Below are 24,406 nucleotides of genomic sequence, written 5' to 3' on the forward strand. Positions count from 1 at the left end.
TACACAGTGAGGGGCAACAGTTGGTTGGCCGTGAGCGGCGCGTTCATGGTCGGTGCAACGATCGCTGTGCAGGGCTTAGTCAACGGTGCTTTGGCCTCGAAAGTGGGAATCGGCGTTTTGGCCGCTACGGCGTCGTTCTCGATCGGTTTAGTTCTGATCTCGATCATCACGGCGTGTAGTCGTTCTGCCCGCCGAGGTGTCGTCACCGTTGTGGGTTACCTGTTCTCGGGTTTGGTTCCCTTTTGGTTGTTCTTGGGTGGTGTCGCAGGTGGCACCGTGGTCATCTCGCAAGCAGTCTCGGTCCCTGTCATTGGGGTGACGATTTTTACGACTTCCATTACTGCGGGTCAGTTGGTGGGTGGTCTGCTGGTCGATGCCACCCGAATTCCTCCTGGCGGGAAGAAGAAGATTACCGTCCAGCGAGTCGCGGGCGTGCTCATTGTCATGGCCGGAGTCGCTGCCTCTGCGACCGGTTCAGCGTCTTTGGGGTTCGCGTGGTGGTGGCCCCTCTTTCCCTTTGGAGTGGGCACCTTGGTTGCGCTTCAGCAGGCGGTCAACGGGCGTATCCGAGTCATTAGTGGATCCACCCTGGCGGCGACGTTTATTAACTTCGCGGTGGGTACGTCGTACTTGGGTCTGTTTTCAATCGCGCTAGTGTCGATTGGTTATTCGTGGACTGCTCTGCCGCGGACGCACGAAATGTGGATGCTCACCGGCGGGATCCTGGGTGTCTTTGTGATCGGGATGTCGGCGTTTGTGGTCCAGGGTTTAGGTGTGCTCACCATGACCATCATTACCCTTCTTGGGAATATGACGGCATCGGTGGTCATCGATATTGCGACGGGACACGCCCAAACTGCCTTAAGCCCGCTTACCCTGCTGTCGCTGGGTTTGGTGACTACCGGCAGTCTGGTCGTGTCTACTGCACGGACTAAGCCGAAACCATAAACCTCACAAGAGTACGTGCGCCGAAGTCCAAGGCTTCCAGGGGAACACGCTCGTCGACACCGTGGAACATGGCTGGGAAGTCCAAATCGCCTGTCAGTTTGAGCGGCGCAAAGCCATAGCCCGTAATGCCAAGTTCGGACAATGCCTTGTTGTCGGTTCCACCAGACAGCGTGTACGGCAAGACCGTGGCGCCAGGATCTTCGGCTTCAACCGCCTCTTTCATCCGATCGACCAAGTCACCCTCAAACGGTGTTTCAAGCGACACACCCGAAATGACTTGCTCGACCACAACATCGGGTCCAGCCAGTTCCTTCAAGGTCAAAAGTGCGTCTTCGTTGCGCCCGGGCAAAGGACGGCAGTCGATGAGTGCCGATGCCTGACCAGGAATCACATTGTGCTTGTACCCAGCGTCAAGCGCAGTAGGGTTTGCTGTGGTCTTGAAGGTCGCCCCAACGAACTTCAAAGCTGAGCCCAGCTCTGCAAGAAGCTTGTCGCGGTTAGCTTCCGTGTTCTCAATGCCTGTCAGTTCGGATACACCAGCAAGAAGTTCACGGGTTGCGGCAGGGGGTTCGGTAGGCCACTCGTGCTCACCGATACGGGCCACTGCGGCCGCCAACTTCACCACCGGGTTGTCGTTGTTAATCTGCGAACCGTGCCCCGCATTACCGTGGGCTGTCAGGCGGACCCACTCCATTCCCTTCTCGGCAGTTTGTACTAAGTACGCACGCTGCCCGCGAATATCAACCGAGTATCCACCCACCTCGGAGATGGCTTCAGAGGCACCTTCAAACACCTCGGGGTGGTTCTTCACAACCCAGTGCGAACCGTAAGTGGAACCAGCTTCTTCATCAGCGAAGAACGCGATGATCAGATCGCGGTCCGGCTGAACGTTGTTACGCACCAGAGCGCGAACACCGGCAACGATCATGGCGTCCATATCCTTCATGTCAACCGCACCGCGACCCCACACGCACCCGTCTTTAATGACCGCTTCGAACGGGTCGACGCTCCATTCGGACGCGTCAGCCGGAACAACGTCTGTGTGGCCGTGGACAACCAACGCCGGGCGGTCCGGGTTCTTCCCCGGGATCCTCGCAAACAGGTTGGCCCGCCCAGGAGCGGACTCGAAAATCTGGGACTCGACGCCCACCTCGGCGAGCTTTTCGGCAATATAGTCCGCGGCAATGCGTTCAGGGTTCGCCTTTCCTTCGCCCCAGTTCTGGGTGTCAAAACGGATCAGGTCCTGGCACAGCTGCACGACCTCTGACGCCGCCTCATCGCACACTTTGTCTAACGCGCTCATAAAAACTCCTTTCACCAAATCAGTGTAGGAGCGTAACGCCAACCACGTTGATGTGTTCGTGGTTTGAACAAACTTCATGTTCTCTTCACCCCAGTTCACCTGTCACCAGCGATGACACAAGGACACAAAGGCTAAGCTGAAAGAACGCGTATTTTGCCAAAGGAGAATCCGAGTGAAGATTATCGTTTTCGGTGGAGACGGCTTCTGTGGCTGGCCCACTGTTTTGCACCTGTCTCAGCGTGGCCACGACGTCATGATTGTGGACAATCTGTCTCGTCGCAGAATTGACGATGAACTCGGAGCACAGTCCCTCACCCCTATTGCTTCGATTGAGGAACGCATCGACGCGTGGGAAGAAACCTCTGGCAACAAGCTTCAGTTCCGCAACTTCAACATGGCAACCCAGCCGGATCAGCTGCTGGAGACGCTGGTTGAGTTTGCGCCGGACACGGTCATTCACTTTGCACAACAGCGGTCCGCTCCTTATTCCATGAAGCGACCTGAAAACAAGCGTTACACGGTGGACAACAACGTGAACGCCACCAACAATTTGCTCACCGCGATTGTCGAATCGGGTCTGGACATCCACCTGGTACACCTGGGAACCATGGGCGTGTACGGTTACGGAACCGCCGGCATGAAGATCCCGGAAGGTTACCTCGATGTGGAGGTACCCAACGAAGAGACCGGTGAGAACGTTCACCAGCAGATCCTCTACCCCACGAACCCTGGCTCCATCTACCACATGACCAAGGTTCTGGATCAGCACTTGTTCGCGTACTACGCCAAGAACGACGCACTGCGTATCACCGACCTCCACCAGGGAATTGTGTGGGGCACCAATACGGAAGAAACGCGTAGCGACGAACGTCTCATCAACCGGTTCGACTACGACGGAGACTACGGAACCGTCCTCAACCGGTTCCTCATGCAAGCGGCCGTCGGCTACCCGCTCACGGTCCACGGAACCGGGGGCCAGACGCGCGCATTCATCCACATCCAAGACACCGTGCGTTGCATTGAAATCGCAGTCAACAACCCACCGGCATCTGGCGATCGCGTCAAAATCTTCAACCAGATGACCGAAACGCACCGCGTGCGCGACCTCGCCAAGCTCATTTGCTCGATTACCGACGCCCGCATGGAGCTGGTGAACAACCCGCGCCACGAGTCCGCCGAGAACGACTTGCACGTCAAGAACGACACGTTCTTAGACCTCGGCTTGGAGCCCACCACGTTGTCAGAAGGCCTTCTGCTGGAGGTTGAAGAAACCGCCAAACGTTACGCAGACCGCGCTGATATGTCGAAGATTCCAGCCCGGTCGCTGTGGACCAACAATCAGTCCGCCGGAGTGCCCACCGACGCTCCTGTAGTCGGCTAACTGTCACGGGTCATGCGGATCGCAATATTCACCGAGGTTTTTCTTCCAAAAATCGACGGTGTAGTCACGCGGTTGCTGGGCACTTTGGACCAGCTTCGCGACATGGGGCACGAGGCGGTCGTGTTCGCTCCGGGACACCCGCCTGCACGTTATGCGGGGTTCCGGGTAGAACCCGTCCGGTCGATTTCGTTTAAGCCGTGGTATCCCGAGCTCAAACTCGGGTTGCCCACGGAGCGGATCGCAACCACTATGGAACGGTTCGAACCGCACGTGGTTCACGCGGTGAATCCGGTGTGGCTGGCCGCATGGGGAACCATGGCGGCCACACGACGCAATCTGCCACTGCTCGCGTCGTTCCACACTGATGTTCCAGAGTACGCCACCCGCTTGGGGCTCGAATGGATCACCGACACGTCTACGCGCTGGGTGCGGTACATGCACAACCGTGCCGAGGTGAACCTATGTACGTCCGGCCCCATGGTGAAGCGCGCACAAGAGGCGGGCATTCGCAACGTTGGGTTGTGGCCGCGGGCGGTCGACACGCAGACGTACTCGCCTGAGAATTATTCGCACAGCATGCGTGAGCGGCTCACGGGTGGCAACCCTGACGACCCGCTGGTGTTGTATGTGGGAAGACTGTCCAAGGAAAAGGACCTCGACGTGTGCCGAGGCATGCTGGAACACCTGCCGGCGAACACGCGACTAGCTATGGTGGGGTCAGGGCCGCACAAGGCGCAGTTGGAGGCGATGTTCGCAGGGACGAACACGGTTTTCACTGGCTACATGTCGGGCCAGGATCTGGCGGCGGCGTACGCGAGTGCGGATGCGTTTGTGTTCCCGTCGACAACCGAGACGTTGGGGCTCGTGGCACTTGAGTCGTTGGCGTCCGGTGTGCCAGTGGTGGGGGCACGTGCCGGGGGGATTCCGTACGCAGTTGCTGACGAGCGTACGGGCTTTCTGTTTGAGCCGGGGAATTCCGCCGAGGCGGCCCACAAGATTTCGTTGCTGTTGGACAACCGCTCACTGCGGGAGAAGATGGCGCGTGCTGGTCGCGAGCAGGCTCAGGAGTGGGGTTGGCGAACTGCAACTGAGGCCTTAGTGGGCTTTTATGAATCCGCGATTGATTTGCACCGGTATGCGCCCAAGTCGCTGGTGGGCCGGTTGCGGTCGTAGGTTCATTCCGCGGCCAGGCGCATGGCTTCGCTCCACGTGCCGAACGTGTTACGCACTGTAGCTCCTGCAGGGCGCTCCCGCCCTTGGGCTCGCTCTGCTTTGACCCATTCTTCGTATGCCTTATACGAACGGTTGTCACTGGCTTTGCTGAAGTCGGTCATGGCCTTGCGGAAGTCGTCGTGACTAAACCTGCTACTTCCCCGAGCTCGCCCGGTTTTTGCGGTAGGAATCCCAACGGCGTGGAGTGCGTCGTTCCATGCGCCCCCGCCCAGGTGAGCGCGCACGGTCTGGCTGGTGGGTGGCCACAGGCGCACGCCTGCGTTTCCGCTTCGAGGCATGCAGGCGACGATCTGCGACCGCGCCTTGTCGTATGCCGCTGCGCTGAGAGTTTTTGCTCCTGGGCGGCCCACCACGATTTTCGCCGCGGTGGCGAGTTGCAGAATGGGTGTCGCGTCAAGCTCGTGTGCCTTTTGCTTTGTAAGCAGGTCGGTTATTTGTTGGTGGAGGTCCGCGTCGACGTCAGCGTCGGAAGCGGATTCGACGTCGTGCACCAGGGCATATATGTAGAGAGTGGCTACTTCAGTGAGCTGGTGCTCGGGATGTGACATGCGTCCTCCGTGTTCACGGTGCGTTTTTCGGGTCTGATCATCTCATATCGAACGGTTGTGGCCTTGCGCTTTGACCTGCAACGGCATCGAGAATGACATTAAGATAGAGCGACTGAGTGATACCAGTCACATAGTCTATGCGATGACTGTTGTCCGTGTTCCGTGGAATGACGAAGTGAGGATCAAACAGGTTCTCGACCTCGGTGCACAGAACCTCGTGGTTCCAATGGTGTCGAACCCAGGGTGTACGCAATGTGGAGGAAATCATTGCGACCGAAGGGGTCGACGCTCTGTTTGTTGGTCCGGCAGACTTGGCTGCTCACATGGGGCACGTGGGTGATTCTTCCCACGCCGAGGTCGTCGCAGCTGTCGATCATGTGGTGAGTATCGCTGTTGCGGCAGGTGGCCCGAATCCGCGCACGAGACTCACGTTCATAAGCTCAGTTACGCGATTAGCCCACCTTGGACAGCCAGCGAACTGGTGCGCCCTCGCCTGCGTGGCGGAATGGTTCCAGTTCGTTGTCCCAGTCCTGACCCAGGAGCGCGTCCATACGTTCCGCGAAGAGGTCGGGGCGTCCTGAAGCAATTTCCATGACTGACCGGATGCGGTCTTCGGGGACGACGATGTTGCCGAACGCATCGGTGATTGCGTGGTAGATGCCGAGTTCGGGCGTGTGGCTCCAACGGCCACCGTCGTAACCTTCTGACGGTTCTTCGGTGACTTCGTAGCGAACGTTGTCCCAACCACGAAGCGCAGAGGCGATCTTGGCACCTGAACCGGCTGGGCCACGCCAGCAGATTTCGGCACGCAGAAGTCCTGGTGCCGCCGGTTGGTCGGACCAGTCAAACTTAGCTTGAGCGCCAAGAGCACCGCCTGCTGCCCATTCGATGTGTGGGCACAGTGCACGCGGTGCAGAGTGGACGAACAGTACGCCCTGAGTATTCATTGTTTCCTCCTTTGTGAATACGTCTTCCCCTACGATCCACAACGGAGGTCAGTTCATAGTTTACGGCACGACTCGCACGAACAAAAACAGGCTGAGCCGTAAGCTTTGCTAATCTTGTCTTTGCGCCCCTGTAGCTCAGCTGGTTAGAGCAGAGGACTCATAATCCTTTGGTCGTCGGTTCAAGTCCGACCGGGGGCACTTTTGATGCCTAAACGTTCCTGCGCGAAGCAAGCCGGCTCAGAACGGCGCGGGCACCGTCCACGCACGCAAAACGGTCGGTGGTGAAGTACGTTTCAAAGTCGGTTCGCCCTTCTGCCCCGGGCCGCGCAAGCCGGTGCGCAGTAATCATGGCGGACCAATCTGAGCTCACCACGACCACTCCGTATTCGTTGCGCAACGGATCCGATGAGTCTAACGGCCCTGTCATGATGTTCGGCAGGGTGGTCGCGACCGACTCCCCTGACACGGACGCCAGGACTCCCACCTCGGGAGCGATACTGCGGATGAGGTCACCAATCGTCGGATCCAGACACTCATCAGATGAGTGAACTACCACGACAACCGCGGACGGTCCCGCGTGTTTAGCTCGCTCAAGCAGAGACCGGATCTCTTCGAGCAGAAGGTCTTGGGAGGTAATCAGTGGGTCGCGCCCCAGTGACTGGCTGATGGAGTACGGGGTTCCCTGCACTTGCTTGTTGCGCGTGTAGTGGTCTGCCAGGTAGTCTTCGGCGGCCATTTCGAGAGGTTCGGGAGTTTCGGTTCCCGGTCCGAAGAATGGTCCGCTGATGAGGCGGACTCCCATTTGCTCGGCAAGGTCCACGTCGCGTTCGTCGCGGACGCCGCGTGCAAAGATCACGCCCGAGGTGCGTTCGATGTGGGATTGAAGGAGCCACGTGAGTTTGGAGAGGTATGCGCGGTCTTCGATGCGCAAGACATCCGGGTGAAGGCCCACAATCGACGGGTTGATGAGCGGGATGAAGGAAAGCGACTCCAGGTCCAGACCCACGTTGCGAATTCCAATCCCCCACCCCATCTGACGGGCCGAGCGGATTGAGCGCAACACGGCAGCCGGATTGTCGCGCACACTTGTGTGATCGAGTTTCAGGATCATGGAGCGCGCTTGCGAGTCGGGGCGTTCTTCTAGCGTGACGAGGGATTCTGGTTCGGCTGAGAAGAAGAGGCGCGTGTTTTGTGTAATGCCCGCGTTTTCAGCATCACGCAACGCGATGCCACGGATTGATGAGTCGTAGTCACCTGTGTGATCAGACTGCTGGATCGATTCACGTAAGCGATCGCTGTCACAATCGTCGATATCGCGACGGAACGGAGTGACCACATAGCCTGCAGGAGACCCCGTGACGTTGTCGTGGACGGGTTCAAATTTGGTGCCAATGAGCCCGTGCCGGATCACATGTTCGAGGTCGTCAGAATCCACCGAACGTCTCCTCACAGTATTGCTTAAGTGTGTAGGACTTGCGCAGGTTGTGGCGCAGGGCTCCCAAAGAATCTTTCCATAGGAACCGTTCTTATTCTTCCACAGCTTAGTTGCTAACGCGCGCGACGTCCCTTGACCATGTCATAAACGCCCACACACCCGGCCAATGCAACAATGACCGAAATGATGGAAAAGGACAGCGCAAAGGTTCCATCCCACCCAAGCGCTTGTTCAAACCCAAAGAAGACGCCGGTGATACTGGCAATGCCAACTGCGGTTCCCAAACGTTGACCCGCCTGGATGACACCTCCCGCTGAACCCGCGTACGCCACGGGCACGTCGTTTAAGGAAAGTGTTTGATTGGGGCTAATCACGACGCCTTGAGCGCCACCGACAAGTGTCAGCGGAATCATCATCCACCACACGCTCACATCAAACGACCGGTTGAGCAGTGCGACGCTAGCCGTGCCAATCAGTCCCACAAGCACCACCACGATACCCATGACGACCAGTTTGCGACCGTACGTAAAAACCCGTGAGCCCGACCAGCGAGAGGTAAAAATTGACAACACGGCGGCAGGGAGTCCGATCATGCCTGCTTCAAAGGCAGTGAAGTCGTGCCCCTGCTGAAGGAATACTGCAACGATCACCCATACGCTCGTCACTCCAGTGAACTGTAGCGTGATGAGTAAGGTTCCGTTCGCGAAACTCGGAGTACGGAAAAGCGCCAAATCTACCATGGGTTGGCGACCTCGTTTGGTGTAGTGGCGTTCCCACAAGGCCCAGGCAGCAAACATCATGAGTCCCACTGGCAAGAGCAGATACACCAGCCCGCTTTCGTGCTGAAGGAATGGCAACATGACAAGCAGAATTGCCAGGGTAAAGATCATTGTTCCCACGGGGTCGATGTCAGGTACGCCGGACTTGAGCGCCCGCCACGCACCTTGTGGGAACCATAGGAATGCCAAGATGATCGCGAACACCACGATGGGTACGTTGACTAAGAACGAGGATCGCCAGCCCCACTCAGGGCCCAACAATGCGATCAAAACACCGCCCAGAACCGGGCCAATGGCAACCGAAACACCTACTGTTGCACCAAACAAACCGAAAGCAACGCCACGTTGCTTACCGGTGAAAAACTGTTGGATCAGCCCCACTGTTTGGGGGTTCAGAAGGCCGGAGCCCAGCCCCATGCCCACACGCGCGAGATTCAATATCAACGTATTTGGGGCGAGCCCTGCGACCAACGAACCCGCACCAAACAGGACCAGACCGGCGATAAATAAACGACCTCGGCCGTAAACGTCCCCTGCGCGACCGGCCGGCACCAGAACGACACCGAACGACAGCGTGTACCCCGCAAGCACCCACTGGAGACCAGAGTTGGAGGCACCAATCGTCGACTGCACGGACGGCAGAACCACGTTGACGATCGAAACGCTGAGCAACGCCGAAAGCAACGGGACGAGCGCGACTCCTAGGAGTCTGCGCTGCTCAAGTGTCATCTCACCTGAGCTCATGACTTCTGTGCGATGACGGCCCGGTATATGTCTTCGAATGTGCTCACGGTGTGGCTGATGTCGTGTTGGCGGGCAATCGTCTGGGAGACTTCGCTCATGCGGCCGAGGTCGTCCTCCTCTGCCGTAGCGAGGCGGGTAAACGCGGTTGCGAGTTCGTCTACGTTGCGAGGTTCGAAGAGGTAGCCGTTCTCGCCGTGACGGACCAGGTGAGGAAGGGCAACGGCGTCGGCGAGGACAACGGGCTTGCCGGATGCCAACGCTTCAAGTGTGGCGATCGACTGCAGTTCCGCGGTGGACGGCATGCAGAAGAAGGTGGCGTCTTTGTACGCCTGCACAAGTTGTTCTTGGCTGACTTTGCCGGGAATGTTGACGCGGTCCGCAATGCCGAGGTCCTGCGCCTGTTGTTTCAGTGCCTGAAGTTGTTCGCCTGCCCCGATGATCGTGGCGTGGAGGTTCAGTTCTGGTGAGGTGCGTGCAACTGCTGCCAGCAGGTCCTCGATGTGTTTTTCACTTGAGAGGCGACCTACGAACAGGACTGAAGGTGGCTTGTCCCCCGCGGGTTCGTCGCTGGGCGAGAATTCCGACAGGTCGATTCCGCACGACACTGGGCGGACGTGGCGTGTGAAGCCGTTTTCGGTAAGGAGATCGGCGGCGAGCTGGGTGGGAACGGTGAGATAGTCCGCTTGTTCGAACTGGTTCTTCAGATCCCGCCAAGCCATGCGGGTTCCGACCGAACGGACCGGGCCAGGGGCAAGGATGTAGGGTTCCACGTTGTTGGGCATGAAGTGGTTAGTGGCCACCAGCGGGATGTTCCGGGCGGTTGCTTCAGCGATCGCATACCGGCCAATCACAAAGTGAGCTTGCGTGTGAATAACGTCCGGCTTAATCGTGTCAATCAGGTTCTTGACCGCAGGTTTGACCCACCACGGCATGCAGATCATCCATGTGGGGTGCCACGGCCAGTGCCAGGACCTGATGTAGTGAACCCACACATCGCCTGCGCGTTCACTGCGTTCGTACCCCGAAGGTGACGGACAAATGACGTGAACCGAGTGCCCTCTGCTCGCTAAACCGTGGGCGAGTCGCTCCGCAAAAACTGCTGCGCCATTCACTTCGGGCGCGTAGGTTTCGGCGGCCAAACAAATCGTCAAGGGCTCTGAAGCGGCGTGGTGCTCTTTCAGTGTTACTCCCAGTTCGGTCGTCATGGTCGGATTTCAATCTACCGCACTTGGGTCGAGGTTCGTCCAATGTACGTGTCAGACGTGTCGTTACGCACGTGTTCTTACGTGCTGGTTTGTGCTTTGAGTTCGGCTCTGCGCAGTACGTCTGGATGGTACTTGGACAGAATAAAGACTGCGCCGCATGCGCTCAAACCGATAAGGCTCATCACGATCACAACCCACACGGGAGCGTCTGTTGCTTCTCCCAGGATCACGGCACCAAGAAACACAGCGACGATAGGGTCGATCACGGTTAGTCCTGCGATGACGAGTTCTGGCGGACCGGACGCATAGGCGGACTGAACAAAAATGGATCCGGCTAGTCCGGCCAACACGATGGCGGCGACGTTCAGCCACGTGATGCCACCAAGTCCGTAGGTCAGAAACTGCACGGAAACCACGTGGGTGTTGGTGGCAACGCACGCGAACAAGATTCCGCCTGCAATGACGTATACCAACTGTGGTGGGGCTTTTATGATCAGCTTCACTAACGTGAAAACGGCGATAGATACGCCGGTGGCCCACACAAGGGGCAGCGTCTCGGCACCCTGCTGAACTTGAGGTTTCGCCACCATGGCCGACATAAACACGAAAAGCCCCACACCCACGGTGCACCACGCGACAGAGGCGATGATGCGTTTTGTGAGTTTGAGGTTTCGAGTTCGTTGGGCGATGAGGACTGAAATGACGAGTGAGATCGCACCTACTGGCTGTACAACCATCACGGCTGCAAGAGCCAGGGACAGCGTGCCGCAGATAACCCCGACAACGGTGATCGACATTCCCAGTACCCACGTGCGGTTTGAGAACATCCCTAGGAAAGACTTCACACCGAACTTGGTGCCGGTGGCATGGGACTCATTGACACCTCGGTGTTGGAATACCGCCCCGAACGCCAAAGCCACGGCCGATACGACGGCGAGGCATAGTGCGATAGGAGTAGTATTCACAACGATTATCTTAAAGGGGAGATTCTGAACGTTTGGTGACTGCCACGGGGGCGTGGGCCACTATTTGATGCCCATCACGCCACATAGGGGCACGGACCAGTCCAGTTGCTGGGCCTTTTCAAACAGTGGGAGGGCTTTTTCGCGTACGTGGGCGGGGATTTCGACGGCTTTGCGTGCGTCCATGTCCACGTGAAGTAGCACGGTTTCGAAAATCATTGCGAGCTGGTCGCGTTCGCGGTCCAGGACGAGCACTACGAGGTGGACACCTTTTGAACCGAGCTTCACCGGGTACACGTGTCCCGTGAGGCGTTCACCGAGTGTCATTTCCGCCAGGTAGCGCAGGTGATGTTCGACTGTGAATAGCGAGAGGCGGTGTTCGTCACGGTATGTGCTGTCGAAACCGGCTTCCTCCATGAGGGTCAGGGAGGCCAGTGACGCCACGTCGATGTAGTGGCGAATGTTCATGTGTTCGTTGTGGTCGATCCACTCTGGTGGCACGCGTAGGTCTGCGTGAGCGGGAAGTTCCATGACTTGGTCGAAAGTGGGGAGCGTCATTACTTTTCCTTTCGAGGTCCGAGGTTCTTGAACGAGAATAACCTACGGGCGGATTCCACGGATATACGCGTCGATGAGCCATTCGTGGAGATCTGGGATTTGTTGCTCTACAAACGCTGGAAGAGGACGGGTGGCGGCAGCGACTCCGACGATGAGTCGCATGGCGTCAATGTCACCGATCAGGCCCGCTTCACGGGCTCGGACGAGGATGGGGTCGAAACGCGCAAGGCGGTCTGCGCGGGCGGACGACACTCTTTCCGAGGTCGCGAATTCTGGATCCTCTTCAGCCACTGCAACGAGCTGGGCGCTCAAATGCGTCTGGGCGAGCTCGATGATGAAAGTGCGCCAGGCCGCCTCCGGGCCAGCGTCCCACTGCTCTAAAGCGCGGTCCATGGCGGCGAGTCCCTCGGAGCTCATCTGCATAACCAGGGCGAGGAAGAGATCGCCACGTGTAGGGAAGTGCCGATAAAGTGTCGCAATTCCAACACCGGCCTCCGCTGCAATGGCCCGCAACGAAACACCCGCGCCTTGTTCTGCGATCAAGGTGCGGGCAACGCTTAGTAGTGCCTCTCGGTTCTGTTGAGCATCTGACCTCATGTGACCTCCCGTGTTTGCACCCCATGTTTGCACCAGTATAACCGGAGCGCTATGCTTCTTTTATATCCGGAGCGCCGTGTTCTGTTTAGTGAGGAGTTGTCATGTCAGAAACCGCACAAAAGACAAAAGAGACATCGGAGACGAGGAAGCGTCGCCAACTTGGTCCGGTCGCCATCACCGGGCTTGTAAGTGTCATCATCGCCCTTATGTTGCTGGCCTTCCTTACGCCAGCTATTCACTCAGGCGCGCACGACATTCCTTTGGCCGTGTCAGCACCGGAACCTGCCAAGGCCGCATTGACGCAAAAGATCGAGGCATCTGGCGCATTCAAGGTTGTTGACGCTTCTGGCCCAGAGGACGCCGTAGAGAAGGTGAAGAACCGCGAGACGGTTGGCGCAATCTCTGCCACCCCGACTGGGACTGAGGTCACCATCGCCAGCGGCGCTGGAGCACCATATGTGGCGGCGCTGAAAGGCGTTGCGTCACAGATGAAAGCCGGCGGGCAGGAAGTCACTGTCAACGATGTTGCGCCTATGACGGAGCAAGATCCGCAGGGCATGGGCTTGGCTTCAGCGCTGTTGCCACTGATCTTCGGAGGTATGGCTTCGTCGGTGTTGCTCGCTACGCAGCTGAAGTCCGCAAGCAAGAGGACTCTAGGCGCTGTTGGCGTGGCAGTGCTAGGTGGACTCGTCGCCGCCGCGATTTTGCAGCCGTGGTTTAACGCCGTAGCTGGTAGCTTCTGGTTGCTTTGGGCTGGGCTGTCGCTTGGAATTCTTGCGATCTCGAGCACCGTGCTGGGCTTGTTTTCGGTCATGGGATTCGGAGGAGTTGGCATTGGTGCTGTTCTCATGCTGTTTGTCTCCAATCCGCTGTCAGGCTTTACTGCTGGCCCCCACTGGCTCCCTGCTGGTTGGGGTGCGTTGGGGCAGTGGATGCCAGTCGGCGCGGCCGGCACTTTCCTTCGTTCGGCTGCCTATTTCGACGGTCGCGGCTTAGGTGCCTCTCCTTGGGTGCTCGTAGCCTGGATTGTCGCTGGCTTGTTCCTGATCGCGATCGGAGCTCGCCGACGGAAGGACTGAGCTAGAACGGCTCTGGTTAGAACGACCTCGATTAAAGGGTGACAGCCAGCACTGCCGCTCGACTAAGCCACCACCGGCCGGGTTTGCCAGATCAGCTTCAATCAGAAAGGTGGTGGCGAATCAGAATGGTGGTGGTTCTTTGCTGGGTTCCCATGGTCGGGCGTCGCCGTTAAACACCTCCCCTGCGTTTGCGTACTCGTCAGCGACCGCGCGGTCATACCCGCTCACCGCCCCGTCAGTTCGCCCGTCAGCCTGGCCGACAGTTCTTCCGTCATCTGACCCGGCAGTTTGCCCACCAGTGCCCCTGTCCGTTTGTACGGGTGTTCTCCGGCTGGGCGCCTGGCTATGAGCGCTTGTTTGTTCTGTTGCTAGGTAGTTGTTGATGGTGTGGCTGATGTCTTGGTCACCGGTATCGAAGTACTCGATTAACCGCTCATAGTGAAGTTGGTTGATCCTCGATTCTGGTGGGTAGACCAGCATGGCACCAATCCTGGGCAGCACCCACGCCAGGGAACCGTCATCCATCTTGTCGACGCGGAGTCGTTTCTGGGTTTTCTCTTGATGATGCCGTTTACACAACGGGTGCAAATTCTCCATCACAGTCAACCCACCATTCTCGGGGTCCTGATGGTTGAACGGTTCGATATGGTCCTTCTCACACACCCTGGCAGGGACCGCGCACCACGGGACACTGCAATCAGGGTGCCTAGCTTCGACCATGCGTTTCAAAGCTGCTGGTATGTAGTACTTCGTCGGCGTAGACTCCAGGACTACCCCGGTTTGCGGGTCGGTGAACATCCGGTACACCCACTTCGCCTGAGCAATCACCTCATCAGCAGTCTTAGCATCTAACGGCACCCGACCATTCATCATCACCGGAACCCGCACATCTGGGTCCACATTGACCGGTAGCCCAAAATCAAGCTCACTGCCCGCAGCACTATCAGCACCTGGCGAGCCTCCGGCACCCGGTGGCACATCAGTCCCTAGTGGCGCACTACTCCCCTGGTTCTGGGATGTTTGTTCTTTGGTTTCGTGTCTTCCAGAATCTTGTTGTTCGGGTCTGTGTTCACCTGGCCCGGGGTCTTTTCCGGATCTTTGTCTTTTCGGTCTGCGTTTCTCGAATCGGTGCTTTTCGTTTTCGTATTCTCTTGGTCTGTGTTCTTCGTTTCCGTCGGGACTTCGCTCTTGTCCAATGTTTGGTGGTGGGTTGTTCATGAGGAAGTGCAGTACCGGGACTGTGAGAGTAATGCTGGCTTGGGATTTCAACCATTCTTCTTTTTCAGGCATCGACACGCACAACTCAAGCTCACAAACCTGCTCAGCCTGCTTAGCTTCACACCTGTCAGCCCACACAGAACCGTCCGCATCGCCCGGACCGGGCCCATCAGCACCAGGCCCGTCAGTTGCGGAACCGCCGTTTGCATCAGCACCGTTAGCGTCAGCAGCGGGAATCCCCGCCTCGAAAGCACTGTTTGTACCCTTGGCAGTAGCGTTCCCGCCCTGAGCTTGTGTGCCGTTTTGGAGGATCACTTCAGCCCCATCCGTACTCGGGCTATCTGGCCCGGTGTAGGTGACTCTGATCGGTGCTTGTTTACCTGTCCGGGTCACTCGGACACGCAGCGTGGTTGAGGGTTTAGCCCCTGTGATCAAGTCCAGGGTGAGTTGGTCCATGAGCCGGTCATCATCAACCTCAACCCGACCTAGATCACCAACCCGCACTTCAGAAACTTCACCGTTGTCTTCGGTGACGAAAAGGGCTTGTTGTTCATCCGTCAACGTGGCAGTGAAAGGTTCTACGTGGTTCGCCATGATTGCCCTGGCAGTCCCGCGTACACGCTGATAAAACGCTTCCATCTCCAACACCGGTCCAGTCAGACTCAACGTGGCTGTACCGTCATCATTGACCCAGTACGACACTGACCGGTTACGTTTCGCGTTCTCCGCCCGGGTTTCTGGGGTCGTGAGCATGGCAAGCACTTCAGTGACATGCCGTTTAAAGGTTTTCCATGACACGTCCACCCGTTTACTGGTGAGCATGTCATCAAACACGGGGATACACACCCCAGCACGACCAACCCTGCCAGCGGTATACAACACCCGGTCGAACCCGATCACACCCTGCCTGGCTAGTGACCAGAGTTTGGGCATGAGCACCACAGCTGTCATGATTTTCCGCACCTGGGTCACCACCTGGGCACGCGTACAATCCAAAACCTTCGCTAGCACCCCTTCTGTTGGGGTGGGTAACTCGTCTGGTACGCGTTCGACACTGGCAACCGTGCACACTTCACCAGAAGGCAGGGCCACACACGCCACCACATCATCCACGCCAACAGAAGTCTGAACACCAGAGCTTTGTCCTGCTTTCCCGTTAGTGACCAGCGGTCCTACACCAGGGTTGGAGGTGAACACCGCGTGCATGCCATCGGTGAAATCATCCACAGGCGTTACGTGGGCGCTGATCAAAGAAGCGACTGCTTCGGCTTGTTTCACCCGGGCTTCGTCCATGAGGCGCGTGGTCGTTTTGACTGTTTCGAAGAGTTCAACAGCCGGCCCGTCATACATGTCATTGCGTACATGGTGATCTGTTGTGGTCATATGGTTTCACCTCCTTGTGTGTTTCTATTCTATTTGTGTTCGAATGTAAGAGTCAAGGGTTTTGTTCGTTTTGTTTCGATTTATTTTCGAACGAGCGTTCAGTGAGTGATACCAAAAGGCTTCAGCTGGAGAAGCCAAAAGCGCTCAGACATCGGCACGACGAACGCTCAGCTGAGAAAACGACAAGCGCTCAATTGAGGAGACGACGAACGCTGAGCTACGGGCGCGAAAAGCGATCAGTGAACCGCATTCAGCTGTGGACACCGCAGACGACGCTCGCCAGCGAAAGTGATAGTGACGATAGACCAGCGCTACAAGACATTTGCCAGCGCGCGTAGGACACTCGACTCTTACAGCCGATCGCGCTTCACCAGCAACACCCTCATGTAAGCCAAAGGATGTGCACAGTCGCGAGCCGAGTTTAATGCTCAAAAAGTGTGTACAACAGGAGCCTTACGCCCAGCGCCCCGTAGGGCAACAGGCAGTTATACATGCTCCACGAATACACCGCACAAACCGGGCATTACGGCGCAAAGCGAGCGAAACTGCGCAATATAATGCGCCGTATCGCTCGCTTCGCGCCGTATGGACTGAAACATAAAGAGCCAAGTCACCAGTAGACCCCGCCACAACCCCAGAGCAACAGGCCCGCTACTACCCCAACCAGAGAAAGCTAGCCACCTTGTCAGGCCAGGACCACCTCGGCACGCTAGCTGGTCGCACCTCGGCTGAGACTTTCTACCGCAACGCCAAAGGGCGCCTCCTTAACGGAAGACGCCCTCACTCAGTACGGCCCTACACAGTACGGCACACCCAGGCAACTCAGCTCGAACGGCGATCAGACACACTCGCCGTCGACTCACCCACTCCGCACACCCACAAACTACTTGTCGTACAGGGCAGCGTACTCCCGGGCAAAGTTCTTCATCACAACGGGACGACGCACCTTCAACGACGCCGAAAGCTCGTCCTTTGTCTGCTCGAGATCCCGCGGCAACACCACGTACTTCCTAATCGACTGCGCACGGTTAACGTTCTCGTTCGCGTACTTCACAGCAACGTCGAGCGCTTCGCGCACCTTGGGGTGGCGACCGGCCTCTTCAATGCTCATCGCAGGCAATCCGTGGGTTTTCAACCACCCGGGAAGCATTTCACCGTCGAGCGTGATCATGGCTCCCACGAACCGCTCCCGGTCCCCCACAACTACCACTTCAGAAATGAGCGTGTGCCTGCGGAGTGAGTCCTCGAGAACAGCTGGCTGCACGTTCTCACCGCCTGCGGTCACGAGCAGTTCCTTCACCCGCCCCGTCACCGTGAGGTAACCTTCGTCATCGAGCTTCCCGAGGTCGCCCGTCTTGTACCAGCCGTCGTCAAAGGCCTCCTCGGTCGCCTCCGGGTTATCCAGGTAGCCACGGAAAACGTGGGGCCCCTTGATCTGGATCTCACCCGATTCCACTACTCGCAAAGAAGCACCAGGAAACGCTGTCCCCACCGTGCCAACCTTCAAGTGCCCGGGAAGGTTCACAGACGTGGGAGCTGCGGTCTCGGTCGCCCCGTACCCTTCCAAAATGTGAATGCCGAGCCCACGATAGAAGTGCCCCAACCACTGCCCCAGCGGCGCGCCACCGCAAATCGCGTACTCAACATCGCCACCCAGGGCCTTGCGCAGTTTCGAAAACACCACCGCGTCCGCCACTGCATGCTGGGCTTTCAGACCCAGCCCGGGGCCACCTCGGTCTTGGGCCACCGAGTACGCATGCGCGACACGAGACGCCCAATCGAAAATCATCTTCTGCAGCTTGCCTGCGTTGCGCGCCTTGTTAAACACGGTCTCAAAAACGCGGGGGACGGCCAGGAGCCATGTTGGTTTGAAATCGCCGAGGTCGTCCACGACAGTCTTCATCGACGGCGTGTACCCCACAACGCACCGGCTGTACAGGCACACGAACTCGATGAACCGACCAAACACGTGCGACAGCGGCAAGAACATGAGGATGCGGCTATCCTGACCGGCCAGAACTGTCCCGCCCAGTGCCGGGTTTTCCACACCGTTGACGGCGTGGTGCATGAAGTTTGCGTGGCTCAGTAGCGCGCCTTTGGGGTTTCCCGTGGTTCCCGAGGTGTACACGATGGTCGCGATGTCATCGGGCTGGAGTGCGTGGATGCGGGTATCGACCTCGTCCTGCGGGGTCTCATTTGCAGCACCCTGGAGACGTTTCACGTCTCCCCTGTCGATCACGTGGAGGTCCAACGACAGTTTCTCTACGACAGGGGCGGTGACATTCGCATACTCTTCCGACTCCACGATCAGCGCGGTCAGATCCGAGTTTTCTGCGATCCATTCCACTTGCCTGGTGGAGCTCGTCTGATAGATGGGCACCACAACCCCGCCGGCGCACATGATCGCCAAGTCGCACACGACCCAGTCATAACTGGTGTTGCCCATAAGACCTACACGGTCGCCAGGCTTCAGCCCGTGGGCGATCAATCCCCGCGCCGTGGTGAATACGTCACGGGCGTAGTCACGCACGGTGATCTGCTCAAACATGCCCGATGCACCGCGGCGCTCACAGTAGACGTCGTTCGGGTAGTCCCGTAGACGTTCGACAAGGACCGCCGGAATGCTCGCCGGGTAGGACAGATTTTCTTCGACAGGCGTCGACGCTTCGCGTACTGACACGTAGACCTTCAGGGGTTGGAGAGACTTTACAACCGTTCAGTTTACGTTTGATAGCGCGTTTATACGAACCGCGTGGCGCATCAATTTTGAGTTCGTTTAAAAAGCTGTTACTGTTAATTCTCGTGCTCAGCACGATATTCCTCCGTAGCTCAGTTGGCAGAGCATTCGACTGTTAATCGAAGGGTCGCTGGTTCGAGCCCAGCCGGGGGAGCATAAATAAAGCGGGACGCGCAGTGCGTGTCCCGCTTTTTCGTCCTTTCGCCTACCCGCTACGCACCCTCACTTCAGCACGTACCTCAGGAAAATTTCACTCCCCTGGCGAAGCACCGAGGTGAGGGTCATCCTGGTCGGATGTTCAGCCTCGGAGTGCGCAGTGCGGGGCGCCTCACCGGCAACAATCCACGGCGCCACCGTCACACACAGATCGTTCACCACACCAGCGCCAACGAACTCGCCAAACACCCGCGGACCACCTTCACCGTGAACGTGAGTCAACCCCCGGGCCTTCAACTCCTCAACCACCCTGACCGGAGACACGGAACGCTCACCAGCCACAACGACCTCGGCGACATCTGCCAACCGCTCCCGCTTCCCAGCCGGGGCAGCCTCACTCGTCACCACCACGGGCCGCACAGGCGCTTCAACAAACATCGCATCCTCAGGATCCACACTGAGCCTGTTAGACACGACAACCAACGTGGGGTGGGCCGCAAGCCCATGACGCACCCGCCACTCCTGGTCCGCCGCCGACATCCGCATAGCCCCGTACCCTTCAGCTTTCAACGTGCCGGACCCCACCATGACACAATGCGCAGGCAAACGTTGTAGCCGCAACAGCCGCTGATCGTGCTCATCACCCAATCCGCCGGAAAGCCCATCAACCGTGGCCGCGCCATCAATGGAGCTAATGAAATTCATCCGCACCCACGGCCCAGACGGAAACCCATATATCTCCAGCAGCTCGTCGTCGGTCAGCTGGTCCAATTCGCGAATTTCCACGCCACTCCCCTAACCAAGCAATCCCCTAGCCCCTAAACGTTATGCGTGGGATGCGTGTTGTGGATCAGTTCAAACGGTTCACGCAAGCCCAAGATCGCCTCGGTCATATGCACCGCATCCACCGTCGCATCAATGTCATGCATGCGCACAATCCGCGCACCGGACATCACACACGCCGTCATCGCAGCAAGCGAACCGGCCAGCCTCTGCCCCTGCTCCCGATTCGTACACTCGCCAATGAAGTCCTTATTCGACACCGCCACCATCACCGGGAACCCCAGGTCCACAATCTCACCCAACCGGCGAGTCAACTCCAACGAGTGCAGCGTGTTCTTATCCAGGTCGTGCCCGGGATCCACAATGATCCGGTCACTCGCCACCCCGGCCTTCCGCAAACGCTCAACGCGCTCCCGCACAAACGCCACCACCTCGGCCACCACATCCTCGTAGTACGCCGCTGGCTTCTCTTCACGTGGCTTCCCAGCCGAGTGACACACAATCGCATACGCACCAGCCTGCGCAATGACGTCGATCATGTCGGCGTCTACAAAACCTGACGTGTCATTGATGACCTGCGCCCCTGCCTCAAGCGCTTCACTTGCTACCTGCGCCCGGTACGTATCCACGGAAATCACCGCCTCCGGCCGCTCCCGCAACAGCGCACGCACAAACGGCACCACCCGCTCGCACTCCTCCTCTGCGCTCACGTGCGGCCCGCGACCAAACGGCACTCCCCCAATGTCAATCCAGTGAGCACCCGCGTCCAACGCGCCTATCGCCGCCCGCACCGAGGCGTCCAAACCAAAAGTCGCACCCTTGTCGTAGAAGGAATCGGGAGTTCGATTCACGACCGCCATAATTGCGACTTTTTCATTCTTCCCCAGCCCGGTGGGCCCTATACTCCCTCGCATACACACATCGTACTTCCACGTCTTGCCACCACCAGGACCGACAGTTTTGTGTTTCGCGTCACTAGGACGTACACATATACATGTGCTTTTATCCGAACCTTCCACGCCTGTGATCCTCGATGTCGACACGGGACTCGACGACGCCTACGCGCTCATGTTCGCTGCCCGCTGCCCCGGCATCGACCTTCTGGGCGTGACGTGTGTGGCTGGCAACGTGGGTGTGGCTCAGGTTGTTCGCAACACCTTAGACGTTTTGGACATGAGTGGGGCGGCCGAGGTGCCCGTCGCCTCAGGCGCGACCGGCCCCCTGGTGGATGACCACCGTAGTGCAGATCATTATCACGGCGAAAACGGTGTGGGCGGAGTGCAGTTGCCCCGCTCGCCACGACAGCCCGTGGAGGAACCTGCCACCGAATTTCTTTACCGGTTGCTTTCCGAATCATCACGTCCAGTCACTCTTATAGCGTTAGCACCACTGACGAACATTGCGTTACTTTTGCGAGCATACCCAGAGGCGCACAAACACATCGAGCGGATCGTCTGGATGGGTGGGGCACGCCGGTACGGTAACGTCACTGCATCTGCCGAATTCAACGCGTGGAGCGACCCCGAAGCCGCACACGAAGTTCTTCACAACGGAATCCCCATCACGCTGTACCCCCTGGAACCCTTCTACACGGTTACGGTCAGCCACGAGCGGGTGGCCAGATACACCTCGGCGGAGGATGCGCGGATCCGCACCATTGGACAGATGCTGGCATACTCCCAAACCCGCAACGCAGGTGAAACCCGCATTCCGGACCCCACCGCATCCTGTCTGGGAGACGCAGGCGCCGTCATGAGTGTGGCCGCACCAGAACTGACAACAGTGTCACGCTTAGCCGTCGATATTGAACTCAACGGTTCACTCACGCGCGGACGCACCGTCATTGACGAACGAACATCTCAAACCGACACTCAAGAGGCAGGCGCAACCGTCAACACGCAGGTCATCACAGCAGTCGACTACACAGCAATGGAACAACTTTTTGTGAACACCGTCATCGCAGGAGAAGAGACATGCCAAAAGTCATCGTCGTAGGGTCAGTCAATGTCGACACGGTTCTCATGGTGAACCGGCACCCGCGAGTCGGCGAAACAATTTTTACGAACAAACTCGTTATTCAGCCGGGCGGAAAAGGCGCAAATCAAGCCGTCGCCGCCGCAAAAGCTGGCGCACAGACGTATCTGGTGGGCCTCACAGGTGACGACAACGACGGAAAAAGGTATCGCAAGCACCTAGTCAATTGCGATGTCGATGTCAGCCACTTAGGACAAGTCGAAGGTTACACGGGCTCGGCGTACATCGTGGTGGATTCACGTGGCGAAAACTCGATCGTGGTAGATCCTGGCGCAAATCAGCACATTGGTGAGGCTCAAGTTCAAGCAGTACGAGAGCTCGTGGAGCCCGGCGATGTTGTGACCACCATGAACGAAGTGCCAACCCCTGCGATCATTGGCGCAATGGGCGCGGCCAAGGAAAGGGGCGCAACCACCGTGTTTAACCCGTCCCCGTGGGAAGAGGACATGCGCAGACTAGTGGAGATGTGCGACGTTGTGGTTGCTAATGAGTTTGAGTCACAGCAGTTGGGTAGTGAAAACAGATCGATTGCGATGACTTTCGGGGCGCGTGGGGCACTGTGGGACGGCATTTTTGCACCCGCCCCAGCAGTTGATGCGTTCGACTCAACCGGCGCCGGCGACGTTTTCACCGGAACCCTGTGCGCAATGCTCGCCCAGGGCGCGTCAAAGGAAGACGCTCTCACGGTGGCCGTCCACAAGGCTTCGCACTCCGTGACGCATCAGGGCGCACAGATCTGGACAGTGTGAGCCACGTCAACACCGTTCATTGACCCACGTCACCGAGTGTGTCATTCATCACCATTGCACCAAAACCGCCCGTTGAAGTGGCAATCGTTCATTTTGTGCCCTTAAGGTTTGGCTCTGCATATATTGTCTTAACCTAAGGATTCTCATGGCTTCACCAGCCACCAGCACGGGAGAGCACTCTCAGACGAAAGACACTCGGTTTTTCGGCCACCCACTGCCGCTCGCCCAACTATTTGGGCTCGAAATGTGGGAGCGCTTTTCCTACTACGGAATGACTGGGCTCCTGGCCCTGTACCTCTACACCGCTGTCGACATGGGTGGTGTGGGCTTGGAAGAACCAACAGCCCTCGCCATCGTCGGTGCCTACGGTGGTGCCGTGTTCTTAGCAACGGTTCTGGGGGCGTGGGTTGCTGACCGTCTGATGGGAGCGGAACCAGTTCTCTTTTGGTCGGCAGTCATCATCATGTGCGGGCACCTCGCGCTTGCTTTCATCCCCGGGCTGGGCGGTGTCGCAGTTGGTCTAATTCTCGTTGCTTTGGGATCTGGTGGTCTTAAAGCTAACGCCTCGGCTCTTGTGGGAAGCCTTTATGACGAAAAGGACTCACGACGTGAAGCCGGTTTCTCGATCTTCTACATGGGTGTGAACCTGGGTGCCTTCTTGGGTCCACTTCTGACGGGTATTTTGCAGCAGCGGATTGGCTTCCACATTGCATTCGGCGCAGCCGCAGTTGGAATGGCGTTGGGCCTTGTTATCTACCTGACTGGTCGCCACAAAATGCCTACCGAGGCGCGCCACGTCCCTGAGCCTCTCCCGCGTAAGAAGATGTGGGTACTGCCCGCTTCGATCATTGGAACTGTTCTCGCTATTTTCGCCCTGTGGACGACCGGGCTGATGAACAAGGAGAACCTGGCTACCTGGACCGCTCTTGTATCCTTGGGTGCAGCGGTGATCTACTTCGCCGTCATGCTCGCTTCCAAGGGTGTTGATGGCACAGAGCGCAGCCGCGTGGTGTCGTTCATTCCTTATTTCATCGCATCCATTGCGTTCTGGTCGCTGTACCAACAGATCTTCAACGTCATGACCAGCTACTCGCAGAACCAGCTGGACCGCACCCTGTTCGGCTGGGAAATGCCCATCAACTGGATCCAGCTCATCCCACCGGTCTTCGTGATTGCTCTGGCACCAGTGTTCTCGGCACTGTGGCTCAAACTGGGTGATCGCCAACCTTCAGCGCCGGTTAAAGCTGGCCTGGCACTCATCATCATTGGTGGCGCCTTCCTCATGTTCCTGGTGTACGCAAACGCAGAGAAGAACAGCGTCCCGCTTCTGTGGGTCACTCTCATCTTCATGTTGTTCGTGATTGCCGAGCTCATGATTTCGCCTATCGGATTGAGCCTTTCAACCCGATTGGCACCCAAGGCTTACACGTCCCAGATGATTGCTGTGTTCTTCTTAGCTTCAGGTGTTGGTACTGCCCTGTCTGGAGTCTTCTCCGAGTACTACGACGCTTCTAACCAGGTTCCTTATTGGTCCGCACTTGGTGCAGGCTCAATCGTTGTGGGTGTAGTGGTCTTGGCAGTTGCTAAACCAGTCGTGAAACTCATGAAGGGTGTCCGGTAAACACCT

20 protein-coding genes, 2 tRNA genes and 1 pseudogene are annotated in these 24,406 nt (G+C 57.8%); 10 read left to right on the forward strand and 13 right to left on the reverse strand.

The annotated features are described in order from the left end of the window. The first annotated feature begins 30 nt into the window (after positions 1-30). Positions 31-948, forward strand: coding sequence for a DMT family transporter (locus tag JOE56_RS00605; RefSeq protein WP_204514379.1), 918 nt, complete (start codon positions 31-33; stop codon positions 946-948). Here the strand turns inward: JOE56_RS00605 and JOE56_RS00610 are convergent. Next, positions 932-2,251: a M20/M25/M40 family metallo-hydrolase gene (locus JOE56_RS00610; RefSeq protein ID WP_204514380.1), complete on the reverse strand. Its 1,320-nt coding sequence runs from the start codon at positions 2,249-2,251 to the stop codon at positions 932-934. The genes JOE56_RS00605 and JOE56_RS00610 overlap by 17 nt on opposite strands. A gap of 172 nt (positions 2,252-2,423) precedes the next feature. On the opposite strand from JOE56_RS00610, the gene JOE56_RS00615 reads away from it, so the two are divergent. Then, the gene (locus tag JOE56_RS00615; protein WP_204514381.1) at positions 2,424-3,632 is read left to right on the forward strand and encodes an NAD-dependent epimerase/dehydratase family protein; all 1,209 of its coding nucleotides are present in this window, start codon (positions 2,424-2,426) and stop codon (positions 3,630-3,632) included. Positions 3,633-3,644: 12 nt separating this feature from the next. Continuing rightward, a complete protein-coding gene (locus tag JOE56_RS00620; RefSeq protein ID WP_204514382.1) occupies positions 3,645-4,805 on the forward strand; it encodes a glycosyltransferase in 1,161 nt (386 codons plus the stop codon). Between the two features lie 2 nt (positions 4,806-4,807). Here the strand turns inward: JOE56_RS00620 and JOE56_RS00625 are convergent, their stop codons facing one another. After that, complete coding sequence (locus JOE56_RS00625; protein WP_204514383.1) at positions 4,808-5,413, reverse strand: hypothetical protein; 606 nt, start codon at positions 5,411-5,413, stop codon at positions 4,808-4,810. 254 nt (positions 5,414-5,667) lie between these two features. Between JOE56_RS00625 and JOE56_RS11705 the strand changes: the two are divergent. Beyond that, a pseudogene (locus JOE56_RS11705) lies at positions 5,668-5,760 on the forward strand (aldolase/citrate lyase family protein); the annotation flags it as partial. A gap of 105 nt (positions 5,761-5,865) precedes the next feature. Here JOE56_RS11705 and JOE56_RS00635 read toward each other — a convergent pair. Continuing rightward, the gene (locus JOE56_RS00635) at positions 5,866-6,360 is read right to left on the reverse strand and encodes a DUF3145 domain-containing protein (RefSeq protein WP_204514384.1); all 495 of its coding nucleotides are present in this window, start codon (positions 6,358-6,360) and stop codon (positions 5,866-5,868) included. 124 nt (positions 6,361-6,484) lie between these two features. Here JOE56_RS00635 and JOE56_RS00640 point away from each other — a divergent pair. Then, positions 6,485-6,558, forward strand: a tRNA-Ile gene (locus JOE56_RS00640). A gap of 10 nt (positions 6,559-6,568) precedes the next feature. Here JOE56_RS00640 and JOE56_RS00645 read toward each other — a convergent pair. The 6 genes from JOE56_RS00645 to JOE56_RS00670 form a co-directional block, all read right to left on the reverse strand. Beyond that, a complete protein-coding gene (locus tag JOE56_RS00645; protein WP_204514385.1) occupies positions 6,569-7,795 on the reverse strand; it encodes an EAL domain-containing protein in 1,227 nt (408 codons plus the stop codon). A gap of 113 nt (positions 7,796-7,908) precedes the next feature. Then, a complete protein-coding gene (locus JOE56_RS00650) occupies positions 7,909-9,303 on the reverse strand; it encodes an MFS transporter (protein ID WP_239530305.1) in 1,395 nt (464 codons plus the stop codon). Between the two features lie 11 nt (positions 9,304-9,314). Beyond that, positions 9,315-10,523, reverse strand: coding sequence for a glycosyltransferase (locus tag JOE56_RS00655; RefSeq protein ID WP_005884679.1), 1,209 nt, complete (start codon positions 10,521-10,523; stop codon positions 9,315-9,317). Positions 10,524-10,600: 77 nt separating this feature from the next. Beyond that, on the reverse strand, positions 10,601-11,488 hold the full coding sequence (locus JOE56_RS00660) for a DMT family protein (protein ID WP_239272083.1): 888 nt from the start codon (positions 11,486-11,488) through the stop codon (positions 10,601-10,603). Between the two features lie 60 nt (positions 11,489-11,548). Next, the gene (locus JOE56_RS00665; RefSeq protein WP_005884675.1) at positions 11,549-12,043 is read right to left on the reverse strand and encodes an acyl-CoA thioesterase; all 495 of its coding nucleotides are present in this window, start codon (positions 12,041-12,043) and stop codon (positions 11,549-11,551) included. Positions 12,044-12,085: 42 nt separating this feature from the next. Beyond that, positions 12,086-12,640, reverse strand: a complete 555-nt coding sequence (locus tag JOE56_RS00670; RefSeq protein ID WP_204514386.1) for a TetR/AcrR family transcriptional regulator — start codon at positions 12,638-12,640, stop codon at positions 12,086-12,088. A 101-nt stretch (positions 12,641-12,741) separates the two neighbouring features. Between JOE56_RS00670 and JOE56_RS00675 the strand changes: the two genes are divergently transcribed. Then, complete coding sequence (locus tag JOE56_RS00675; RefSeq protein ID WP_005884671.1) at positions 12,742-13,719, forward strand: ABC transporter permease; 978 nt, start codon at positions 12,742-12,744, stop codon at positions 13,717-13,719. Between the two features lie 120 nt (positions 13,720-13,839). Here the strand turns inward: JOE56_RS00675 and JOE56_RS00680 are convergent, their stop codons facing one another. Together JOE56_RS00680 and JOE56_RS00685 are read right to left on the reverse strand one after the other, a co-directional pair. Continuing rightward, positions 13,840-16,320 (reverse strand): HNH endonuclease signature motif containing protein, encoded by a 2,481-nt coding sequence (locus JOE56_RS00680; protein WP_204514387.1) that lies wholly within the window; start codon positions 16,318-16,320, stop codon positions 13,840-13,842. 883 nt (positions 16,321-17,203) lie between these two features. Then, positions 17,204-19,000, reverse strand: a complete 1,797-nt coding sequence (locus JOE56_RS00685) for an AMP-dependent synthetase/ligase (protein WP_005884633.1) — start codon at positions 18,998-19,000, stop codon at positions 17,204-17,206. 138 nt (positions 19,001-19,138) lie between these two features. Here JOE56_RS00685 and JOE56_RS00690 point away from each other — a divergent pair. Further along, a tRNA-Asn gene (locus tag JOE56_RS00690) sits at positions 19,139-19,211 on the forward strand. A gap of 68 nt (positions 19,212-19,279) precedes the next feature. On the opposite strand, the gene JOE56_RS00695 is transcribed toward JOE56_RS00690, so the two are convergent. Continuing rightward, positions 19,280-19,999 carry a dihydrofolate reductase family protein gene (locus JOE56_RS00695; protein ID WP_204514388.1) on the reverse strand — a complete coding sequence of 240 codons (720 nt, stop codon included), beginning with the start codon at positions 19,997-19,999 and terminating at the stop codon, positions 19,280-19,282. Positions 20,000-20,031: 32 nt separating this feature from the next. Continuing rightward, the gene (gene folP, locus JOE56_RS00700) at positions 20,032-20,910 is read right to left on the reverse strand and encodes a dihydropteroate synthase (RefSeq protein WP_204514389.1); all 879 of its coding nucleotides are present in this window, start codon (positions 20,908-20,910) and stop codon (positions 20,032-20,034) included. Positions 20,911-20,992: 82 nt separating this feature from the next. Between folP and JOE56_RS00705 the strand changes: the two genes are divergently transcribed. The 3 genes from JOE56_RS00705 to JOE56_RS00715 all read left to right on the forward strand — a co-directional run bounded on the left by JOE56_RS00705 (position 20,993) and on the right by JOE56_RS00715 (position 24,400). Next, positions 20,993-21,991, forward strand: coding sequence for a nucleoside hydrolase (locus JOE56_RS00705; RefSeq protein ID WP_204514390.1), 999 nt, complete (start codon positions 20,993-20,995; stop codon positions 21,989-21,991). Beyond that, positions 21,970-22,779 carry a ribokinase gene (locus JOE56_RS00710; protein ID WP_204514391.1) on the forward strand — a complete coding sequence of 270 codons (810 nt, stop codon included), beginning with the start codon at positions 21,970-21,972 and terminating at the stop codon, positions 22,777-22,779. The genes JOE56_RS00705 and JOE56_RS00710 overlap by 22 nt, the downstream gene beginning before the upstream one ends. A gap of 145 nt (positions 22,780-22,924) precedes the next feature. Beyond that, on the forward strand, positions 22,925-24,400 hold the full coding sequence (locus JOE56_RS00715; RefSeq protein WP_204514392.1) for a peptide MFS transporter: 1,476 nt from the start codon (positions 22,925-22,927) through the stop codon (positions 24,398-24,400). Positions 24,401-24,406: the final 6 nt, after the last annotated feature.

The sequence above is a fragment of the Brevibacterium paucivorans genome (assembly GCF_016907735.1).
Taxonomy (GTDB): Bacteria; Actinomycetota; Actinomycetes; order Actinomycetales; family Brevibacteriaceae; genus Brevibacterium; species Brevibacterium paucivorans.

What these genes read in the sequence shown, in the direction of transcription:
- JOE56_RS00610 (WP_204514380.1), bottom strand. Translation starts at nt 2,251, where the DNA reads ATGAGCGCGTTAGACAAAGTGTGCGATGAGGCGGCGTCAGAGGTCGTG.
- JOE56_RS00620 (WP_204514382.1), top strand. Translation starts at nt 3,645, where the DNA reads ATGCGGATCGCAATATTCACCGAGGTTTTTCTTCCAAAAATCGACGGT.
- JOE56_RS00625 (WP_204514383.1), bottom strand. Translation starts at nt 5,413, where the DNA reads ATGTCACATCCCGAGCACCAGCTCACTGAAGTAGCCACTCTCTACATA.
- JOE56_RS00635 (WP_204514384.1), bottom strand. Translation starts at nt 6,360, where the DNA reads ATGAATACTCAGGGCGTACTGTTCGTCCACTCTGCACCGCGTGCACTG.
- JOE56_RS00650 (WP_239530305.1), bottom strand. Translation starts at nt 9,303, where the DNA reads ATGACACTTGAGCAGCGCAGACTCCTAGGAGTCGCGCTCGTCCCGTTG.
- JOE56_RS00655 (WP_005884679.1), bottom strand. Translation starts at nt 10,523, where the DNA reads ATGACGACCGAACTGGGAGTAACACTGAAAGAGCACCACGCCGCTTCA.
- JOE56_RS00665 (WP_005884675.1), bottom strand. Translation starts at nt 12,043, where the DNA reads ATGACGCTCCCCACTTTCGACCAAGTCATGGAACTTCCCGCTCACGCA.
- JOE56_RS00670 (WP_204514386.1), bottom strand. Translation starts at nt 12,640, where the DNA reads ATGAGGTCAGATGCTCAACAGAACCGAGAGGCACTACTAAGCGTTGCC.
- JOE56_RS00675 (WP_005884671.1), top strand. Translation starts at nt 12,742, where the DNA reads ATGTCAGAAACCGCACAAAAGACAAAAGAGACATCGGAGACGAGGAAG.
- JOE56_RS00680 (WP_204514387.1), bottom strand. Translation starts at nt 16,320, where the DNA reads ATGACCACAACAGATCACCATGTACGCAATGACATGTATGACGGGCCG.
- folP (WP_204514389.1), bottom strand. Translation starts at nt 20,910, where the DNA reads ATGCGAGGGAGTATAGGGCCCACCGGGCTGGGGAAGAATGAAAAAGTC.
- JOE56_RS00710 (WP_204514391.1), top strand. Translation starts at nt 21,970, where the DNA reads ATGCCAAAAGTCATCGTCGTAGGGTCAGTCAATGTCGACACGGTTCTC.
- JOE56_RS00715 (WP_204514392.1), top strand. Translation starts at nt 22,925, where the DNA reads ATGGCTTCACCAGCCACCAGCACGGGAGAGCACTCTCAGACGAAAGAC.